Source organism: Rhodococcus jostii NBRC 16295 (assembly GCF_001894825.1).
GTDB classification, from domain to species: Bacteria; Actinomycetota; Actinomycetes; order Mycobacteriales; family Mycobacteriaceae; genus Rhodococcus_F; species Rhodococcus_F jostii.
The window spans coordinates 1-17220 of the sequence record NZ_BCWY01000058.1 but is presented as its reverse complement, the minus strand read 5'-3'; the positions used below and the strand labels follow the sequence as shown (position 1 = coordinate 17220).

General features: G+C 67.0%; 7 protein-coding genes and 1 pseudogene. 2 read left to right on the top strand and 6 right to left on the bottom strand.

The window, feature by feature from the left end:
• Nucleotides 1–6: 6 nt before the first annotated feature.
• Nucleotides 7–1839 (bottom strand): DUF4012 domain-containing protein, encoded by a 1833-nt coding sequence (locus RJ1_RS29815; protein ID WP_073366115.1) that lies wholly within the window; start codon nucleotides 1837–1839, stop codon nucleotides 7–9.
• Nucleotides 1840–2249: 410 nt separating this feature from the next.
• Here RJ1_RS29815 and RJ1_RS29810 point away from each other — a divergent pair, with 410 nt between their 5' ends.
• The gene (locus RJ1_RS29810; protein ID WP_073366152.1) at nucleotides 2250–13019 is read left to right on the top strand and encodes a non-ribosomal peptide synthetase; all 10770 of its coding nucleotides are present in this window, start codon (nucleotides 2250–2252) and stop codon (nucleotides 13017–13019) included.
• Between the two features lie 5 nt (nucleotides 13020–13024).
• Here RJ1_RS29810 and RJ1_RS29805 read toward each other — a convergent pair whose 3' ends face one another.
• On the bottom strand, nucleotides 13025–13336 hold the full coding sequence (locus RJ1_RS29805) for a hypothetical protein (RefSeq protein WP_073366114.1): 312 nt from the start codon (nucleotides 13334–13336) through the stop codon (nucleotides 13025–13027).
• A 46-nt stretch (nucleotides 13337–13382) separates the two neighbouring features.
• Entirely contained in the window at nucleotides 13383–13541 is a 159-nt protein-coding gene (locus RJ1_RS46885; protein WP_162850369.1) for a hypothetical protein, read from the bottom strand.
• A 186-nt stretch (nucleotides 13542–13727) separates the two neighbouring features.
• Here RJ1_RS46885 and RJ1_RS29800 point away from each other — a divergent pair, with 186 nt between their 5' ends.
• On the top strand, nucleotides 13728–14177 hold the full coding sequence (locus RJ1_RS29800) for an SPW repeat protein (RefSeq protein WP_073366113.1): 450 nt from the start codon (nucleotides 13728–13730) through the stop codon (nucleotides 14175–14177).
• A 79-nt stretch (nucleotides 14178–14256) separates the two neighbouring features.
• Here the strand turns inward: RJ1_RS29800 and RJ1_RS29795 are convergent, their stop codons facing one another.
• From RJ1_RS29795 to RJ1_RS47965, 3 genes and pseudogenes are all read right to left on the bottom strand, one after another.
• The gene (locus RJ1_RS29795) at nucleotides 14257–15447 is read right to left on the bottom strand and encodes a TerC family protein (RefSeq protein WP_073366112.1); all 1191 of its coding nucleotides are present in this window, start codon (nucleotides 15445–15447) and stop codon (nucleotides 14257–14259) included.
• 125 nt (nucleotides 15448–15572) lie between these two features.
• On the bottom strand, nucleotides 15573–17066 hold the full coding sequence (locus RJ1_RS29790) for a gamma-aminobutyraldehyde dehydrogenase (RefSeq protein ID WP_073366111.1): 1494 nt from the start codon (nucleotides 17064–17066) through the stop codon (nucleotides 15573–15575).
• Nucleotides 17063–17220 (bottom strand): annotated as a pseudogene (locus RJ1_RS47965) (aspartate aminotransferase family protein); the annotation flags it as partial. The pseudogene RJ1_RS47965 and the gene RJ1_RS29790, both read right to left, overlap by 4 nt.

Genomic DNA, 17220 nt, shown 5'->3' with positions numbered 1-17220 from the left:
CCCACTTCACCCCCCGCAGTTCGGCACGTGCGTGGTCACTTTCGGATCATCGACGAGCGGCTGGACCGGCACTCGGGCTTCGCCCGGTGCGGTCGGCTCGTTCAGTTCGTATCGCAGTTCGACCGTCGCGCCCTTGGGGACGGTGACGGGAACGGTGAAGACGGGGTGTCCCAGTTCATTTCCGTGAATGGCGAACGACTGCTTGCCGTCGATGCTTGCCTTCGTCAGGGTCGCGCCGTTGGTCGAAAGCAGCGACACCATGGCGAGGTTGGTTCCGTACGGCAGGGGCTTCTCCTTGAACGTGCCTGCGACGATGCGCGGAAAGTCGGTGTCCGGTGTGTTGTTCGTGAGGCGCACGGTCACCGTCGATGTCCGTGTGTCATCTGTGCAGTCACCGGCGGTGTAGTCGATTTCGCGGTCGAGGTAGTAGTCCAGTTTGTTGCCGCCGTTGTTGTTGATCACCACGCCGGCGTACGGTGCGGGATCCTGGGGCACTGTGTATCCCAGCGTGGTGTCGGCGAGTATTGCCTGCTCTTCGGGATGTGCACTCCATACTGCGATGCGTCGCTCCCCGGCGGCCCGCCCGACGGCGTCGAGCAGGCGCTGGGGTGACTCGATCTTCCCGGTCATCTTCTCGACGACCTTGCCGGCGATGGTCTGCAGGTATTCCTTGCGGTCGGCGTTGTCGGCGGTGTAGTTGGCCTCGTCGGTGATGAATCGGGTGTAGGCGGTGGATTCGGTGAGTTCCACGACGTTGTCGGCGTCGACGACCTCCCCGTCGGGCAAGGTGACCGGGCCGACGGCCGCGAGCACGTAGCTGAGTGCCACCGGGTCGGTCGCGATCGCCCCGTCCACCCGCTGGCCCGACTCCTGCGCCCACATCGACTGCCAGATCTGGCCCGCGTACGGGAAGTGGGAGCTCAGGTTACTGTTTCGGATGTCGACGGAAGGGTTGTAGTTGCCGTACATGCTCTTGTAGTCGGCACCGAGGTCGAGAGGTCGTTTGTCGTAGGACACCTCGGTGTTCTTTCCGAGCTTCTCGATGCCCAGTTTTCCGTTGCTGGCATGGATGACGCTGTAGCCGCCGACGAGTCCGCCGGTGGCGCGGGCCTCCGCGTTGGTCTGAAAGGCCAGGAAGTAGCTGCGGGGACCGTCGAGACCGAGCATCGCCGGAAGGACGTCGGCGCCGATCGACGTGTTCTCCAGCAGTTTTGCCACGTCGTCGGTCTGATTCTGAAGTTCGGTTCGTGCGTCGTCCACGAGCCCGAGGTATCGGGCACCCCGAATGCCCTGGGCCTGAGTTGCCAGGTTTCGCGCGGCGATCGACGTCTCGTGCAGCGCGGGGGCCGCATCGCGTAGCGGCTGGAGTTGCACGCTGCCGCCCTCTCCGATCAGATCTTTCGGCGACAACGCGACGCCGGCGTCGACCGCGGGTGTGAGTACGTCACGTGTGAGCCCGACCACAACGTCGGACATCTGTTGCGCCGACTCGAACGGTGCGCCGAGCCCGGGAACGGCGGCAAGGGCACTCCACGGGGCCGAATGCAGGTTGTCCTGTGCGCCTGCGGCTCGTTCTCGAGCCTCGGACGCGGCGCGCTGAGCGCCCTCGGTGTCGCCGCCCAGCAGTGAGTCCTTGGCGAGCTGAGCATTGTCGCGCGCACCGGTGAGGTTGTGCTGGACTTGCCATGCCGAGTACCCGAACCAGGCGACGACAGCGACGGCCGCAACGCCCACACCGGTGAGTATCCGCCGTCGTCCGCTCCAGCGGCGCGGATCTTTCGGTGCCTCAGCGGGTGTCGAATCTTCGCTGTGGGAGTTGTTGGGCGACTTCGCGTCCATTCGGGTCTGCTCCTAGCTATCGCGGATGAGGTTTTTGGTCGCGTAGTTGAACTGGCGGTAGCGGTACGACGACGAGGGACGACTGCGCGACGTGTCACAGCGGCAGTTACCGCTGGCGCATTCCCGTTTCGCGCGTAGTTCGTAGACCTGCGGCACTGTCGTATTCACCTCTGTCCGTGTCTGTTCCGGTCGTCGAATCCTAAGCGTAAGTGCCGTCACGTTCCTGTTCTGCAGGTGGCAGGGGTATCCGCCTCCCGCGCGCTGCGAACGGCCTGGGACTGCGAGTAGGGTCACGGTAACGATTTGCTCTGCAACACTTATACGTAAACGACCCGTGTCGGGTTGTTCGTCACGTTGTAGATCGGGGGCAGGTAGTGGGCTCGGGGTTCCCGCGCAAGACCGCAGGTGACGTGGATTCACGTGCTTTCCCGCTCTCGCACGCCCAAAAGGGGCTGTGGTTCGCGCAGCAGTTGGACCCGAACGTCCCCATCCTCGTCGCACAATACGTCGAGCTGCGGGGACCGGTGGACGTCGGCGCGTTGAAGTGGGCGTCCGAGCAGGGGTCGTTCGACATCGAGTCACCCGGGGTCCGTCTCGTCGACTATGCGGGTGAGCCGTACCAGCTGGCGGACGAGACGATCGAGGACGAGCTCGCCTACGTCGATCTGCGGTCCCGCGAAAATCCTGTGGCCGAGGCACACCGGTGGATGGACGAGCGCCGCCGCCGGCCCATGTCGGTGTATCGGGATCGCCTGATCTCGGCGACATTGCTGCATCTCGGTCGCGACCACTACTTCCTCACCACATTCGCGCACCATCTGATCCTCGACGGCTACGGCGCCATGGTGCTGATGAACCGGGTGGCCGAGCTCTACACGCACGCCGTCGAGCGCACGGAAGCACCCCCGTCGAAGGCGTTGCCGCTGCGCGAACTGTACGAGGCCGAGGATGCGTACCCGAAGTCCCGCCGATTCGAGATCGACCGCACGTACTGGGCCGAACGGACGCAGAATCTGCCGGAACCCTCCCGGTTGACCGACCGGCAGAGCACCCCGTCGGCCGTATCGTTGCTCGCCAGCCGGGTGATGGATCCCGTCGTCGTCGACGAGATGGGTGCGCTCGCCCGAGAATGGAATTCGTTCGAGGTTCCGATAGTGGTCGCGGCCTTTGCCGGTTATCTCTCGCGAATGACGGGCAATGCGGAGGTGGTGTTGAGTCTTCCGGTATCCGCTCGGACCACCGCGGGGGCGCGTCGTTCGGGTGGCAGTGTTGCCAATGTGGTTCCGCTCCGGATTGCGGTGGATCCCCATGGACGTACCCAGGACCTGGTGCGGCGGGTGCAACTGGAATTGACGGGTGCACTTCGGCACCAGCGGTACCGGTACGAGGACATCCTTCACGACATGCGGTCGACGTCGCAGGTCAGCCGCGGCTTCGGGCCGATGGTCAACATCATGATGTTCCACACCGAGACGTGGTGGGGCGAAGTGCTCGGCGAATTGAACGTTCTCACCGCCGGTCCGGTCGACGACCTCGCGGTGGCGATCTACCCGGGAGCGGCTGGTCAGAACGTCCGCGTGGACTTCGAGGGCAACCCGGCGGTGTACGAACGCGACGAACTTGCCGGCCACCACGCCAGATTTCTGGATTACCTGGGCGGATTCGTGGGCGCGGACGCCCAGATGACGGTCGGCAGCCTGCCGTTGCTCACCCACGACGAACTCGACGCGCTCGCCCCTCTCACCGGCCCGCCTGCGGTGGCACCGCTGACGCTTCCGGACCTGTTAGACCTGACCGTGGACTCCGATTCGGTGGCGCTGCGCTGTGGCGACGCGGAGATGACGTACCGCGCTCTGCACGAGCGATCGAACCGGCTCGCACGCAGACTGCTCGCCCACGGTGTGGGTGTCGGCAACCGGGTGGCATTGATGCTGCCGCGTTCGATCGAGCAGGTGGTGGCGGTATGGGCGGTCGCGCGTTGCGGTGCGGCATTCGTTCCCGTGGACCCGGGCTACCCGGCCGAACGCGTCGCGCACATGATCGACGAATCCGACGTCACCCTCGCGGTCGCCGCAGAACCCGACGTGGTGCCTCCGGGCGTCGCATGGGTGGATGTGGCCGATGCGCCGGGAGATGGCACACCCATCGCCGATGCAGAACTGGCACACCCGATCCGGCTGGACAACGCCGCGTACGTCATCTACACCTCCGGTTCGGTGGGGCCGCCCCGCGGTATCACCATGCCCCATCGGGGGCTCGCCAATCACGCCGCCGCCTTGCGTCGTCTCTACGCAGCGAATTCGCGATCGCGGGTGCTGATGGGCGCGTCGCCTTCCTACGACGCCTCGATTCACGAACTGTTGGTCGCCGTCACCGCCGGGGCGACGTTGGTGATCGCGTCGCCGACGGTGCGCGGCGGGAAGGCGCTGGTCGAACTGCTGCGGCGGGAGCGAATCACTCACTGGACCACGACGCCGGCGGTCCCGGCGCAGATGGATCCGACCGGATTGACCGACCTCGAGATGCTCGCGGTCGCGGGCGAGGTCTGCCCGCCGGAACTGGTGGCACGGTGGGGCGCCGGCCGCACCGTTCTGAACTTGTACGGTCCGACGGAGGTCACCATCTGGGCCACCGCAACCGAACCCCTCGATCCTGGTTCCCGCCCCACGATCGGACGACCGATCGAGGGTGTCTCGGCAGTGGTGTTGGATCGCTTCCTGCAGCCGGTTCCGGCGGGGGTGGTGGGTGAGCTGTACCTGTCCGGTCCCGGGGTGGGCCGCGGATACCTGGAGCGGCCGGGCGTGAGCGCGACCCGATTCGTGGCCAACCCGTTCGCCACCGACTTGCAACGCATGTATCGGACCGGCGACCTCGTGCGGTGGTCGCAGGACCATGAGCTGGAATTCGTCGACCGTGCCGACGATCAGGTGAAGATTCGTGGATTCCGGGTCGAACTGGGCGAGGTCACCGCGGTCCTCGGTCGGCACCCCGGCGTCGACACCGCGATCGCCGTGGCACACGACCGGAACGGCGAATTGACGGTGGACGGCTACGTCCACGGGGCAGGCCTCGATTCCGAGGAGGTTCTCGCGGGGGTGGCGGAGCGGCTGCCCGGGTACATGGTGCCCTCGACGGTCACAGTTCTCGATGCTGTGCCGCTCACCCCGAGCGGCAAGGTGGATCGCTCCGCGCTGCCGATCCCGGCGCCGTACGAACGCGAGTTGCGTTATTGGGCACGGAAGCTCAGAGGTCTTCCGTCGGCTATTGCATTGCCCGCGGATCGCGACGTGTCGGTGACCGCGGGGACACCCACCGGTGCGGTTCCGTTCGCAGTGGAGCCCGGCCTGTGCCGAGTTCTGCGCAACTTGGCGGCCGAGCGCGAGGTTCCGCTCTTCACGGCCGTCCACGCGGCCATCGCGGTGATGTTGTCCGTCGTGAGCGGTGAGGACGATCTCGCCATCGGCGCGGTCCTGTCCGGCGGACCCGACGCAGTGGTCGGCCCGGAATCGGAGCCGCTGGTGCTGCGCAGCACACTCGATCCACGTCTCACATTCGAGGAGTTCCTGGCGGTCACCCACCGGACCGAGCAGGCGGCCCGTGTGCACGGCGCCATTCCGTTCGATCAGGTGGTCGACGCTGTGGGGCAAGATCTTTCGTCGTCTCGTCATCCACTCTTCCAGGTCCTGCTCACGATGGACGCCGAGGAAGGCAGGGAGTTCGACGGCCTGGATCTGGCGGTGTCGCTGCGTGGTTGCGTCGGCGGTGACGGTGACGAGCTCGCGGGGGTATTGCGCTATACGGCAGATCGTTTCGATCGATCGACCGTGGAGCGGTGGGGCCAGCGGCTGCACCGACTGCTCGAGGTGGTCGCCGACTACCCGCGCGTGACGCTGGGTTCGATCGACCTGCTGACGACGGAAGAGCGCGCCGCAGCCCTCGCGGGGCCGAGAGGTTCTGCACATCAAGCGAAGTCGTTGCCCGCGGTCTTCCGTCGACGGGTCGCTGACAGCCCCGGCGCCATCGCCGTCGATTGCGGCGAGGAGACGTTCTCCTATGAGGAGATCGACCGTCGCTCCGATCGTCTGGCGCGAGCACTGCGGTCCTCCGGGGTCGGACCGGAAACCATTGTCGCCGTCGGGCTCTCGAAACCGGTCGACAGAGTCGTTGCGCATGTTGCCGTGCTGCGGTCGGGCGCAACCTGCCTGCCGCTGTGCCCCGACCATCCCACCGAACGCATTCGGTACATGTTGGCCGACGTGGTGCCGGCGATTCTGGTCACCAGTCGCCTCGACGCCGCGGCGATTCCGCACGGTGGGCACCCGACCGTCATTCTCGACGACCTCGAACTGCACGACGATCTCGGGCCGGCGGTGTCGGAGTCGATTCACCCGGATCGGATCGCCTACGTGCTGTGCCCCGTGGGCTCCGCGCCCGTGGCGGTGACCCACGCGAATGTGGTGGCCGGTCTGCGATCGGGCGACGACAGCGACCGCGTGGTGGCGGACATCTGGGATCCTCTCGTCGGCGGCGAGGCTGTGGGGTGCGAATCCGCGCAACCCCTCCACTCGGATGCCCGGTCCCGCATCTACGTGTTGGACCGCGCGTTGCGGCCCGTCCCGCCCGGCACGGTGGGGGAACTGTATGTGGGCGGGCAGCAGGTCGCCCGCGGAGTACACCGTCGCCCTATGGCAACGGCCGAACGTTTCGTGGCGGACCCGTTCGTGCGCGATGCGACGGGGAGGGCCGCGGGAGCGCGTATGTGCCGGACCGGGTACCGGGGCCGGTACGTCGACGGGCGACTGGAGCGGCTCACCCGGGCCGGCGGCGACAACAGCCTCGCTCGGTGGCAGCGCGCGTTGCACGGGGTCGGCTCGTCGTCACCGGTGCCGACCGACCGGGCAGTCGGGGCAGGCGTCTCCCCGTCGGTCTGCGTTCACGAGTTCTCGATCGGCTCCGACCACCACGACGCCGCCGTCCGGTTGGCGCGTGGGCAGGGCGCGACGCTGTTCACGGTGTTGCGGGCGACTCTCGCGATCCTGCTCGCCCGTATCGGAGTTCACCGCGACGTCGTCGTCGGCGGCGAGGCGGGGTTGGCGGGAGATCGGGCGAACACGGTGGCGTTACGTGCCCGGATCACGCCCACGATGTCGTTTCTCGAGGTTCTCGAGCAGGTGCGTCGTTTCGATGTTGCCGCGTTCCAGCATGCGGACGTGCCGTTCGAGGCCCTCGCAGACCTCCTCGGCGGAGAACGTCCGCAGGTGTCGCTCGCTCTCGCGCCGACGTCGGATAAGGACACGACCCGGGCGCCGTTCGATCTGGCATTCACCTACGCGGAGCGCTGGTCCGATCACGCACCGGCGGGAGTGGACGGTGTCGTCACCTACACGCCGTCACTGTTCGACGCCGCGACCGTTCGTTCGCTTGCCGCGTTGTTCGTGGATGTGCTGGCCGTCGTCACCGACCGCCCCGAGATCGACGTCGGCAGTATCGGCCTCGCCGCCGCTGCGGTCCTGGACGGTGGCGAGCCCTGCGTACCGAGAACACTTGCGGAGATACTGACCGGCACTGCCCGCGACTTCCCGGAGGCGCCGGCGCTCACCGACGGCGGCGTGACCCTCACCTACCGTGACCTCGACGGGCGGTCCGACTCGCTGGCGCACGTCCTGATCGACGCGGGGGCGCGACCGGGAGCTGTGATCGCGCTCGCCCTGCCGAGGTCCGTCGATTTCATGATCGCGCTGTGGGCCATCACCAAGACCGGCGCGGCGTTCGTGCCGGTCGATCCGACGCATCCGGCGGAGCGCCTGGAGAGGGTGCTGACCGAGGCCGATGTGCGCGTCGGAGTCGGGGCGATGTCGGTGGGTGGCTCCCGGATCGAGTGGTTGCCGGTGACCGCCGGTGGACATCTGAAAGACGATGGCCCGGTGCGTGTTCCGGTGCGCCCGGACGAGGTGGCGTACATCATCTACACGTCCGGTTCCACCGGCACACCCAAGGGTGTGATGGTGCCGCACCGGGGTTTGTCTTCGCTGACCGAGGAGGCGGTGCGTCGCTACCGGGTCACGTCGCGGTCGCGGGTGCTCCACGCGTACAACCCCACGTTCGACGCCGCGCTTCTCGAGGCGCTTCTCGCGTTCGGCTCGGGTGCGTGCCTGGTGGTCGCTCCCGCGGAAGTGTACGCAGGACCGGATCTGCACCGGGTGCTGGTGGAACACCAGGTGAGTCACTATCTTTCGACGCCCGCCGTTCTGACGTCGCTGAGTACCGACGGCCTCGAGCACGTGGAGGTCGTGGCGGTGGGCGGCGAGGCTCTGCACCCGGATCTCGCCGCGGCGTGGAGCGACGGCCGCAGGATGCTCAACGCCTACGGGCCGACGGAGTCGACCGTCGTCGCGACCCTTGCCGCCGTCGACGGCCACGTGACCATCGGAGGTCCGATTGCCGGCACCACAGGCTTGGTGCTCGACGACCGGTTGCGCCGGGTCCCCGTCGGTGCGATCGGCGAGCTGTATCTGTCCGGGGCCGGTCTCGCCCGCGGGTATGTCGGTGATCCGGGACGGACCGCGGTGCGATTCGTCGCGGGCTTCGGTGGTGCCCGGCTGTACCGGACCGGTGACCTGGTGCATCGACGCGCCGACGGCAACCTGCAGTTCATCGCCCGCGTGGATCGGCAGGTGAAGATTCGTGGCGTCCGCATCGAACCAGGGGAGGTCGACGCGGTGATCACCCGGGTCGCCGACGTCGACGGCGCGATCACGGTGGCCCGCCGCAACGCGGCCGGTGCCGATGCGTTGGTCTCGTACGTGGTGCCCCGCGGTTCCCTCGATGTGGAGTTGCTACGCAAGAGACTCGAAGACGTCCTGCCGTCGTACCTGGTGCCGTCCGCGATCGTGGTGCTCGAGGCGTTTCCCCTCAACCCGTCGGGCAAGATCGACGTGAAGGCGTTGCCGGCGCCGGCACTCGAGTCGCACGTCTTTCGGGCACCCGTTTCGGCGGTGCAGGAGGCCGTCGTCGCCGTCTTCGCCGAGGTGCTCGCGGTGGAGCAGGTGGGGCTCGACGACGAGTTCTTCGCGCTGGGCGGAAATTCCCTGATCGCGACGCAGGCGGCCGCCCGGTTGGGCGAGGCGTTGGATGCACACGTCCCCGTCCGGATGCTGTTCGAGGCGTCGACGGTGGAAGCGCTGGCCGAGCAGGTGTCGTCGCTGCTGGGGACGGGCAACCGTCCCGTCCTGTCACCACGCCCGCGACCGGAGCGAGTTCCCCTGTCGCCGGCACAGCGGCGCATGTGGTTCCTGAGTCGTTTCGATCCGGCATCGCCTGCGTACAACATGCCGCTCGCCGTTCGATTGACCGGCGAACTGAACGTGCCCGCATTGCAGCAAGCGGTGCGCGACGTGCTGGAACGGCACGAGTCGCTCCGGACGGTGTTCCCGGAACACGACGGCGAACCGGTGCAGACGGTGCTGCCCGCCGAACGAGTGGAATTGGATCTGTCCCCGGCAACCGTGCCGGCGGACGCCGTGGACGCCCACGTCCTCGCCGTCGTCGCAGCCGGTTTCGACGTCTCGGCGTCGGTCCCGATCCGTGGACGACTCCTGCGCGTGAACGAGAACGAACTGGTCCTGGTCGTGGTGGTTCACCACATCAGTGCCGACGGCTTCTCCATGGCGCCGCTCGCCCGGGACGTGGCGACCGCGTACCTGGCGCGGGCGAGAGGTGACAGTCCGGTGTGGGCGGCGCCGCTGTCGGTTCAGTATGCCGATTTCACGCTGTGGCAGCGCGAGGTGCTCGGCGACGAAGACGACCCGGAGTCGCTGGCGGCGAAGCAGTTCGAGTACTGGACGCGCACACTCGCGGGTATTCCCGAGTTCCTCGAGCTACCGACGGATCGCCCCCGACCTGCGGTGCGCACCCACCGGGGTGCCGTGGTGCCCGTGACCATCGGTGCCGCAACCCATGGCCGTCTCGGCGCGGTCGCGCACCAGCACAACGCGACGCTGTTCATGGCGGTGCACGCCGCGTTGGCCGTGCTGCTGGCGCGGGTGACGGCGACCTCGGACATCGTGATCGGCACGCCGGTGGCGGGGCGCGGCGAGCGGGCGCTCGACGACGTGGTCGGTATGTTCGTCAATACCCTGGTGCTGCGGACCGAGGTCGATACCGACGCGTCGCTCCTCGACGTGCTGGACCGGGCGCGGCAGACGGATCTCGGAGCGATGGCCCACGCGGAGGCCCCGTTCGAGCGGCTGGTCGAGATTCTGAATCCGGTTCGTTCACAATCGCATTCGTCCTTGTTTCAGGTCATGCTGGCGTTTCAGAACCAGGCGCCGGCCTCGCTGGAGCTGCCGGGCCTGACCATCGCGCCGCTCGCGATCGACGCGCGGGTCACCAAGTTCGACCTCGATTTCTCGCTGTCGGACAGCTATGACGAGGACGGCGACCCTGCCGGCATCTCCGGAACTCTCACGTACTCCACCGAACTGTTCGACTCCGAGACGGCGCACCGGTTCGTGCGGGGTCTGGTGCGCGTCGTCGAAGCGTTCGCGTCGCAACCGGACGGCCGGGTCGGCGAGGTGTCGCTGCTGACCGCCGACGAGACGGTCCAGATGCTGGACACCTGGAACTCGACGGACGTCGAACTGGGCGGCGAGACGCTGGTCGATCTCCTCGATGCTCAGGTGGCCCGTACCCCCGGCGAGGTCGCGGTCGTCTTCGGCGGCGGTTCGTGGACGTACGGAGAACTCGACGCACGGGTCAACCGCCTGGCGAGGCTGCTCGTCGACCGGGGAATCGGCCCGGACTGCCTCGTCGCGCTGGCCCTCGAGCGGTCGCCCGACATGATCGCCGGAATGTGCGCGGTCCTTCGCGCCGGCGGCGGCTACGTGCCGCTCGACCCCGAACACCCGGCAGAGCGTATCGAAGACGTGCTGACCTCCGCGGCAGCGAATCTCGTGCTCACCACATCGCGGACCCGTACGCCTCTGCCCGCCGGCATCGCGCACATCGACATCGACACCGTCGACCTGTCCGGGTTCGATCCCGGCCCGGTTCGCGACGCCGACCGGGTGCGTCCGCTGCGGCCGCAGAACACGGCCTACGTCCTGTTCACTTCGGGATCTACGGGTCGGCCCAAGGGTGTCGTCGTCAGCCACGCCGCGATCGTGAATCAGCTGCGCTGGCTTGCCGACGAATACGAGGTCACCGCCGACGACCGCGGAATGCTGAAGGCGCCGTACACCTTCGACGTGTCGGTGTGGGAAGTGTTCCTGCCCCTGACCGTGGGCGCGCGGCTCGTGGTGACCCGGCCCGGCGGGCATCGCGAACTCGATTATCTGGCGGCCGTGATCCGGGAGCACCGGATCACGATGATGCATCTCGTGCCGTCGGTGTTGTCCGCGTTCCTCGCGGCGGGCGAAGGCGAGGCGCTGACGTCGCTGCGGCATCTGTATGTGGGCGGCGAGGAGGTGTCGCCGGAGTTGGCGGAGGACGCGATGGCGCTCCGGCCGGAAGCATTCCACAATACGTATGGTCCGACCGAGGCGGCGATCACCACCGCCGCGTTCACGCTGGGTGCGTCGGCCGATGCGCGGGTGCCGATCGGTGCGCCGGTGTGGAACACCCGGGCGTACGTGCTGGACGCGCGGCTTCGCCCGGTCCCCGTGGGTGTTGCCGGTGAGCTCTATCTCGGCGGCGACCAATTGGCCCGTGGGTATGTGGGGCGGAGCGAGCTCACCGCGGAACGATTCGTGGCCGACCCCTTCGCGGCGCGCGGTGAGCGCCTGTACCGCACGGGTGACCTCGTGAAGTGGACCCCTGCCGGTCAGCTGGTGTATCTGGGGCGGACCGACCTCCAAGTGAAGATGCGCGGACTGCGAATCGAACTGCGGGAGGTCGAGTCGGTGCTGGAGGCGGCTGCCGGGGTGTCGCAGGCCGCCGCCGCGCTGGTCTCGGACGACCGCGGAGGTGACCGTCTCGTCGGTTACGTCGTGGCCGAACCGGGACGGCAGATCGACAGTCACGCCCTGACCGTGTCGGCGCGGGAACGGCTTCCGTCGTACATGGTGCCGTCCCAGATCATGCTCCTGGACCAGCTGCCCCTGGCGTCGGCCGGCAAGCTCGACAGGCGTGCCCTCCCGCAGCCGCGGTTCGAACCACGGGCATTCCGCGCCCCCGTGACGGACACCGAGATCGCGGTGGCCACCGTCTTCGGTCAGCTGCTGGGGATCGACGAGGTGGGTGCGGACGACAACTTCTTCGAACTGGGCGGCAATTCCCTGATGGCTGTGCGCGTGGTGAGCGCCGTCCAGGCGTCCACGGGCGTCGCGGTTCCGCTGCACACGGTGATGACGGATCCGACGCCGAGTTCGATAGCGGCCCGGATGAATTCGGCCGGTCGGGAACGGGACGCGGCCCTCGACGTGGTCTTCCCCATCAGAACGGCAGGGGAGGGACGCCCACTGTTCTGCATCCACCCTGTCGTGGGTCTGGCGTGGTGCTATGCCGGTCTGGCCTCCCGGATCGATCCCGATCGGCCGGTCTACGGGCTCCAGTCCCCGGCGATCACCGGCGTCGATTCGCTGCCCGCGTCGATCGACGCACTGGCGGCGAGGTACGTGACGGAGATCCGCCGCATCCAGGCAGAGGGCCCGTACGACCTTCTGGGCTGGTCGCTCGGCGGTGTCCTCGCGCATGCGGTCGCGGTGCAACTCCAAGACGCGGGCGACGAGGTGACGACTCTCGTGATGCTCGACAGCTACGCGCATCAACCGCACTCGACCGAGACCGATGTTCCGGTGAGCGTAGGTGATCTGCTCGCGGGAATTGGTGTCGAGGGCGATGTGCCGGCGGCCGTCGTGGACATGACACCGGAATCGGCACTGGACCTGCTGACGGCCACAGGCGGACCCATGACCGTTCTCACCCGGGAACAATTCCGGGCACTGATCGCGAGCGCCGCACACAACTGCGCGTTGCTCGATGACCACCGCCCGGGTGTCTTTCGCGGTGACATCGCCTTCTTCACCGCGGGCCGGGACGATCCCACGGGATCGACGGCGGCAGCGACGTGGCAGCCGTACGTGGCAGGCGCTGTCCGGAACCGCACCGTCGACAGTGCGCACTGGCACATGACGTCGCCGAAGGTGTCGAGGGTGGTCGGGTCGGCCCTGCGGGTCGAATAGGGCGCTCAGTACCGGGTACGAAGCAGCTTTCTGCGGCGCCGCGACGGTCGTCGCCCCCACGGGCGGTCACCGGTGGTCGCGAACGTCCACACGGCGATCGTGAGCGCGGCGACGGACAGGAGATCGGACACCGTGAGGCCGTGCGTGGCGTCGAACTCCCAGAGGACCTGGCCCTCGAGCGGACCGTTGCCGACGATCCAGAGGACGGCGGCAACGACCGTGGCGGCCGCGGACACGCGGGAGGGTCGGGCCAGGCACAGTGTGGTCGCCGCGAACAACAGGTTCATGAACACGAGTGGATAGAAGGGCAGCGCCATCCGGCCATTCTTCCAAGCTGACGCGCGAACACGCCCGGTGGGGCGGTCAGGCCACCGTCCGGTCGGGAGGGTCGTTCTCGCGTGTCGCGTTCTGCTGGGCGGGCCGCTCGTGCAGGTCTTTCTGCCGCATCGCCCTCCCGATGAGGATCGCGAGCGGCACCGACAGCGCTATCCACGCGAGCACGACCCAGGCAATCCACCACACACTTCGAGTATGCCTGCTCCTGGACGCTCGCCCAAGGACGGCTGGTCGAGGTCGGGTGCATTATGGTCCGTGGGTACCGGTCGGTAGTGGAAAATCGGAAAATTTACCTGGTCAACGTTGGTTTGCCGTCCTCAGTTTCGGGCACCCCCACCGTAGGGAATGGTTCTCTTTTCAAGGAGGTGGGTGATGACGACACCGGGTATGTCGATCGACAGACACCCTGATATCGCCGAGTTGCGGGCTCGCTACGACCGAGTCTCGGAACAGCCGATGACGCAGGTCACCGAGGGCCTGATGTTTATGGCGGGCCTCTACATGGCGGCGTCGCCGTGGGTGGTCGGATTCGCCAGCCAGACGGGCCTGGCGATGTGCAATCTGTTGTCGGGTATTGCGGTCGCACTGCTTGCGGTCGGTTTCACGTCGGCCTACTCCCGCACGCACGGCATGGCGTTCGTGGCGCCGCTGCTGGGTCTGTGGATGATCGTCAGCCCGTGGCTGGTCGTCGGAGTGACCACCACGGCGGGAATGATCTGGTCGAACGTGATCTGCGGCATCGTCGTATGCCTGTTGGGTCTCGGTATCACCGCCATGGGAATGGCGGACGGCGGGATGAGGATGCGGATGAGGAGAAGGTAATGACGGCGCGTGCCCGCATGGGGATGGGGCACGCGGTGAGAAGCGCCCGCCGATCAGGTGGGCGCTTCTTTGTGTGTAGCTAACTTTGTTTGAGGAACGCGTCGTGTTCCCCGTGCGCACGTTTGATGAGGTCCATGAGTGCGGTTTCCTCGCGGACCATCTTCTTGAACTTCGGGTCGAGTTTCTTGAGTTGCTGCTCCTCGTTGATCAGCTTGTCGTACATGCGTTCGCGCTCCGCCTTGTCGGCGGTGTAGTCGAGGTCCAGGTAGTTGATCGCGTGCCGGCGGGCACCGGCGATCGCGGACTGCGCCCTGCCCTTCTTGCTGGTGAGCGACGCGATGACGGTGATCACGAGAATGCCGATGATGACTCCGAGCGACACGAAGGTACTGATTTCGATGACGTTCACGGGTTCGCCGTCGTTCACGAACGGCAGGTTGTTCTCGTGCAGCGCGTGCAGGATCAGCTTGACCCCGATGAACGCAAGGATCGCGGCCAGTCCGAACGACAGGTAGATGAGGCGGTCGAGGAGTCCGTCGAGCAGGAAGTACAGCTGCCGAAGACCCATCAGCGAGAACACGGTGGCCGTGAAGACGACGAAGACGTTCTGGGTGAGGCCGAAGATCGCGGGAATGGAATCGAGCGCGAACAGGATGTCGGTGCCACCGATCGCGACCATCACCAGCAGCATCGGCGTCATCGCCCGCTTGCCGTTCTCGATGGTGAAGAGTTTGTCACCGTCGTAGTGCTCGGTGGTGTGCATGAACTTCTTCGCGATCCGGATGATGAAGTTGTCGGCCGAGTGCGAATCCTCGGTCTCGGGTCGCAGCAGGTTGCCCGCGGTGATCAGCAGGATGAGGCCGAAGAAATAGAAGATCCACGCGAACGAGTTGATGAGAGCGGCGCCGAGGAAGATGAACGCCGTCCGGGCGAATATCGAGAACACGATGCCGAACAACAGGACCTTCTGCTGATCTTCGCGTGGCACCCGGAAGCTGGACATGATGATGAGGAAGACGAAGAGGTTGTCTACGGACAGCGCCTTCTCCGTGACGTAGCCGGCGAAGTACTCCGTGCCCATGTCGACGCCGCCGAAGATCAGGACCGCGACCCCGAACAGCAGCGCGAGCCCGACGTAGATCGACGACCAGATCGCCGCTTCCTTCAGCGTCGGGATGTGCGCGTGGCGCACGTGGAAGAAGTAGTCGAACGCGAGCAGGGCGACGATCACCACGATCGTCACCACCCACGCGAGCGGGGTTACGTGCATCGTCTCTGCCTTTCAGCTGAAGCGAACGCGCTTGTTCGTCAGCGTAGTCCCGCGCAGGGCGGGACTTGGCAGAACTGCCGCGGTCGCCGGGACGGCAGCAACGTCTGCCGTCCCGGCGACCCCGACTATCGCCGGTCTCCGAACACCGTCCGGTGCCAGTCCTTGCGCGCGATACCGGTGATGTCGGACATGACGTGCTTGACGTTGGTGTACTCGTCGAGCGAATACGACGACATGTCCTTGCCGTACCCGGACGCCTTGTACCCGCCGTGCGGCATCTCGCTGATGATCGGGATGTGATCGTTGATCCAGACGCAGCCCGCGGCGATCTCTCGGGACGCGGTTTGTGCCCGGTACAGGTCCCGGGTCCACGCCGACGCTGCCAGCCCGAAGTCGGTGTCGTTGGCGAGTGCGATTCCGTCGTTCTCGTCGTCGAACGGCAGGACGACGAGAACCGGGCCGAAGATCTCCCGCTGCACGATCTCACTGGACTGGTCGGCACCCACGACGAGCGTCGGCTCGTAGTAGAAGCCGGAGGCCAGGTCGCCGCCGGGGATCGAACCGCCGCGGACGATCTTGGCTCCGGTGTCGCGGGCCCGGTCGACGAACCCCGCGACGTGCTGCTGCTGTCGCCGCGACACCAGCGGTCCCATGTCGGTACCGGGATCGGACGGATGGCCGAGGCGGACGGTGTCCATCAACGCCGCCACCCCGGCGACGAAGTCGTCGTACAGCGGACGCTGGACGTATGCGCGGGTGGCTGCGGTGCAGTCCTGACCCGAGTTGATGAGGGCACCGGCGACGGCTCCGTTGATCGCCGCCTCGAGGTCGGCGTCGTCGAACACCACGAAGGGTGCCTTGCCACCCAGTTCCAGATGGAGTCGCTTACCCGCCGCCGCTGCGGCGATCTGTTGTCCGACGGGTGTCGATCCGGTGAAACTCACCATGCTGACGTCCCGGTGCGACACGAGCGCCGAACCGGTGGTCGCCCCGTGGCCGGTGATCACGTTGACGACACCGTCCGGCATTCCGGCGCGGGTCGCGGCCTCGGCGAACAGCAGCGAGGTGAGGGGAGTGATCTCCGCGGGTTTGAGCACGATCGTGTTGCCGGCGGCAACAGCGGGAAGGATCTTCCACGCCGCCATCTGCAGTGGGTAATTCCACGGCGCGATCGACCCGATCACCCCGACCGGTTCACGGCGGATGCTGGACGTGTGGTCGGGCGAGTACTCACCCGACGCCTTGCCCTCCAGATTGCGGGCCGCACCGGCGAAGAACGACACGTTGTCGATCGATCCGGGAACGTCGAACTCGGTCGACAGCTTGATCGGCTTGCCCGCCTGCCGGGTCTCGGTCGACGCGAGATCGTCCGACATCGCCGTCAACTCCCCGGCCCACTGCGTCAGGACGGCGGAGCGCTCGCCCGGGCTCGTCGTCGACCACTCCGCGTACGCGGCCTTCGCTGTGGCGACCGCGTCGTCGACGTCCTCGACGGACGCGTCGGGGCGGGACGACATCACCTCGCCCGTGGCGGGATCGAGCACCTCGTACCGCTCCGCCGAGCGGCCGTCCCGGTAGCGGCCGCCGACATACGAACCGGGCAGATCCTGGTGGTTCACAGCAGGGTCCACGCTTCGGTGAGGACGCTGCGCAGGATGCGTTCCATTTCGTCGAATTCGGCCTGCCCGCAGATCAGTGGGGGTGCGAGTTGGATGACGGGGTCGCCGCGGTCGTCGGCGCGGCAGTACAGGCCCGCGTCGAACAGGGCGGTGG

Excerpts from the sequence above, each read along its gene's own strand:
- RJ1_RS29815 (WP_073366115.1), bottom strand. The coding sequence starts at position 1,839 with ATGGACGCGAAGTCGCCCAACAACTCCCACAGCGAAGATTCGACACCC.
- RJ1_RS29805 (WP_073366114.1), bottom strand. The coding sequence starts at position 13,336 with ATGGCGCTGCCCTTCTATCCACTCGTGTTCATGAACCTGTTGTTCGCG.
- RJ1_RS29800 (WP_073366113.1), top strand. The coding sequence starts at position 13,728 with ATGACGACACCGGGTATGTCGATCGACAGACACCCTGATATCGCCGAG.
- RJ1_RS29795 (WP_073366112.1), bottom strand. The coding sequence starts at position 15,447 with ATGCACGTAACCCCGCTCGCGTGGGTGGTGACGATCGTGGTGATCGTC.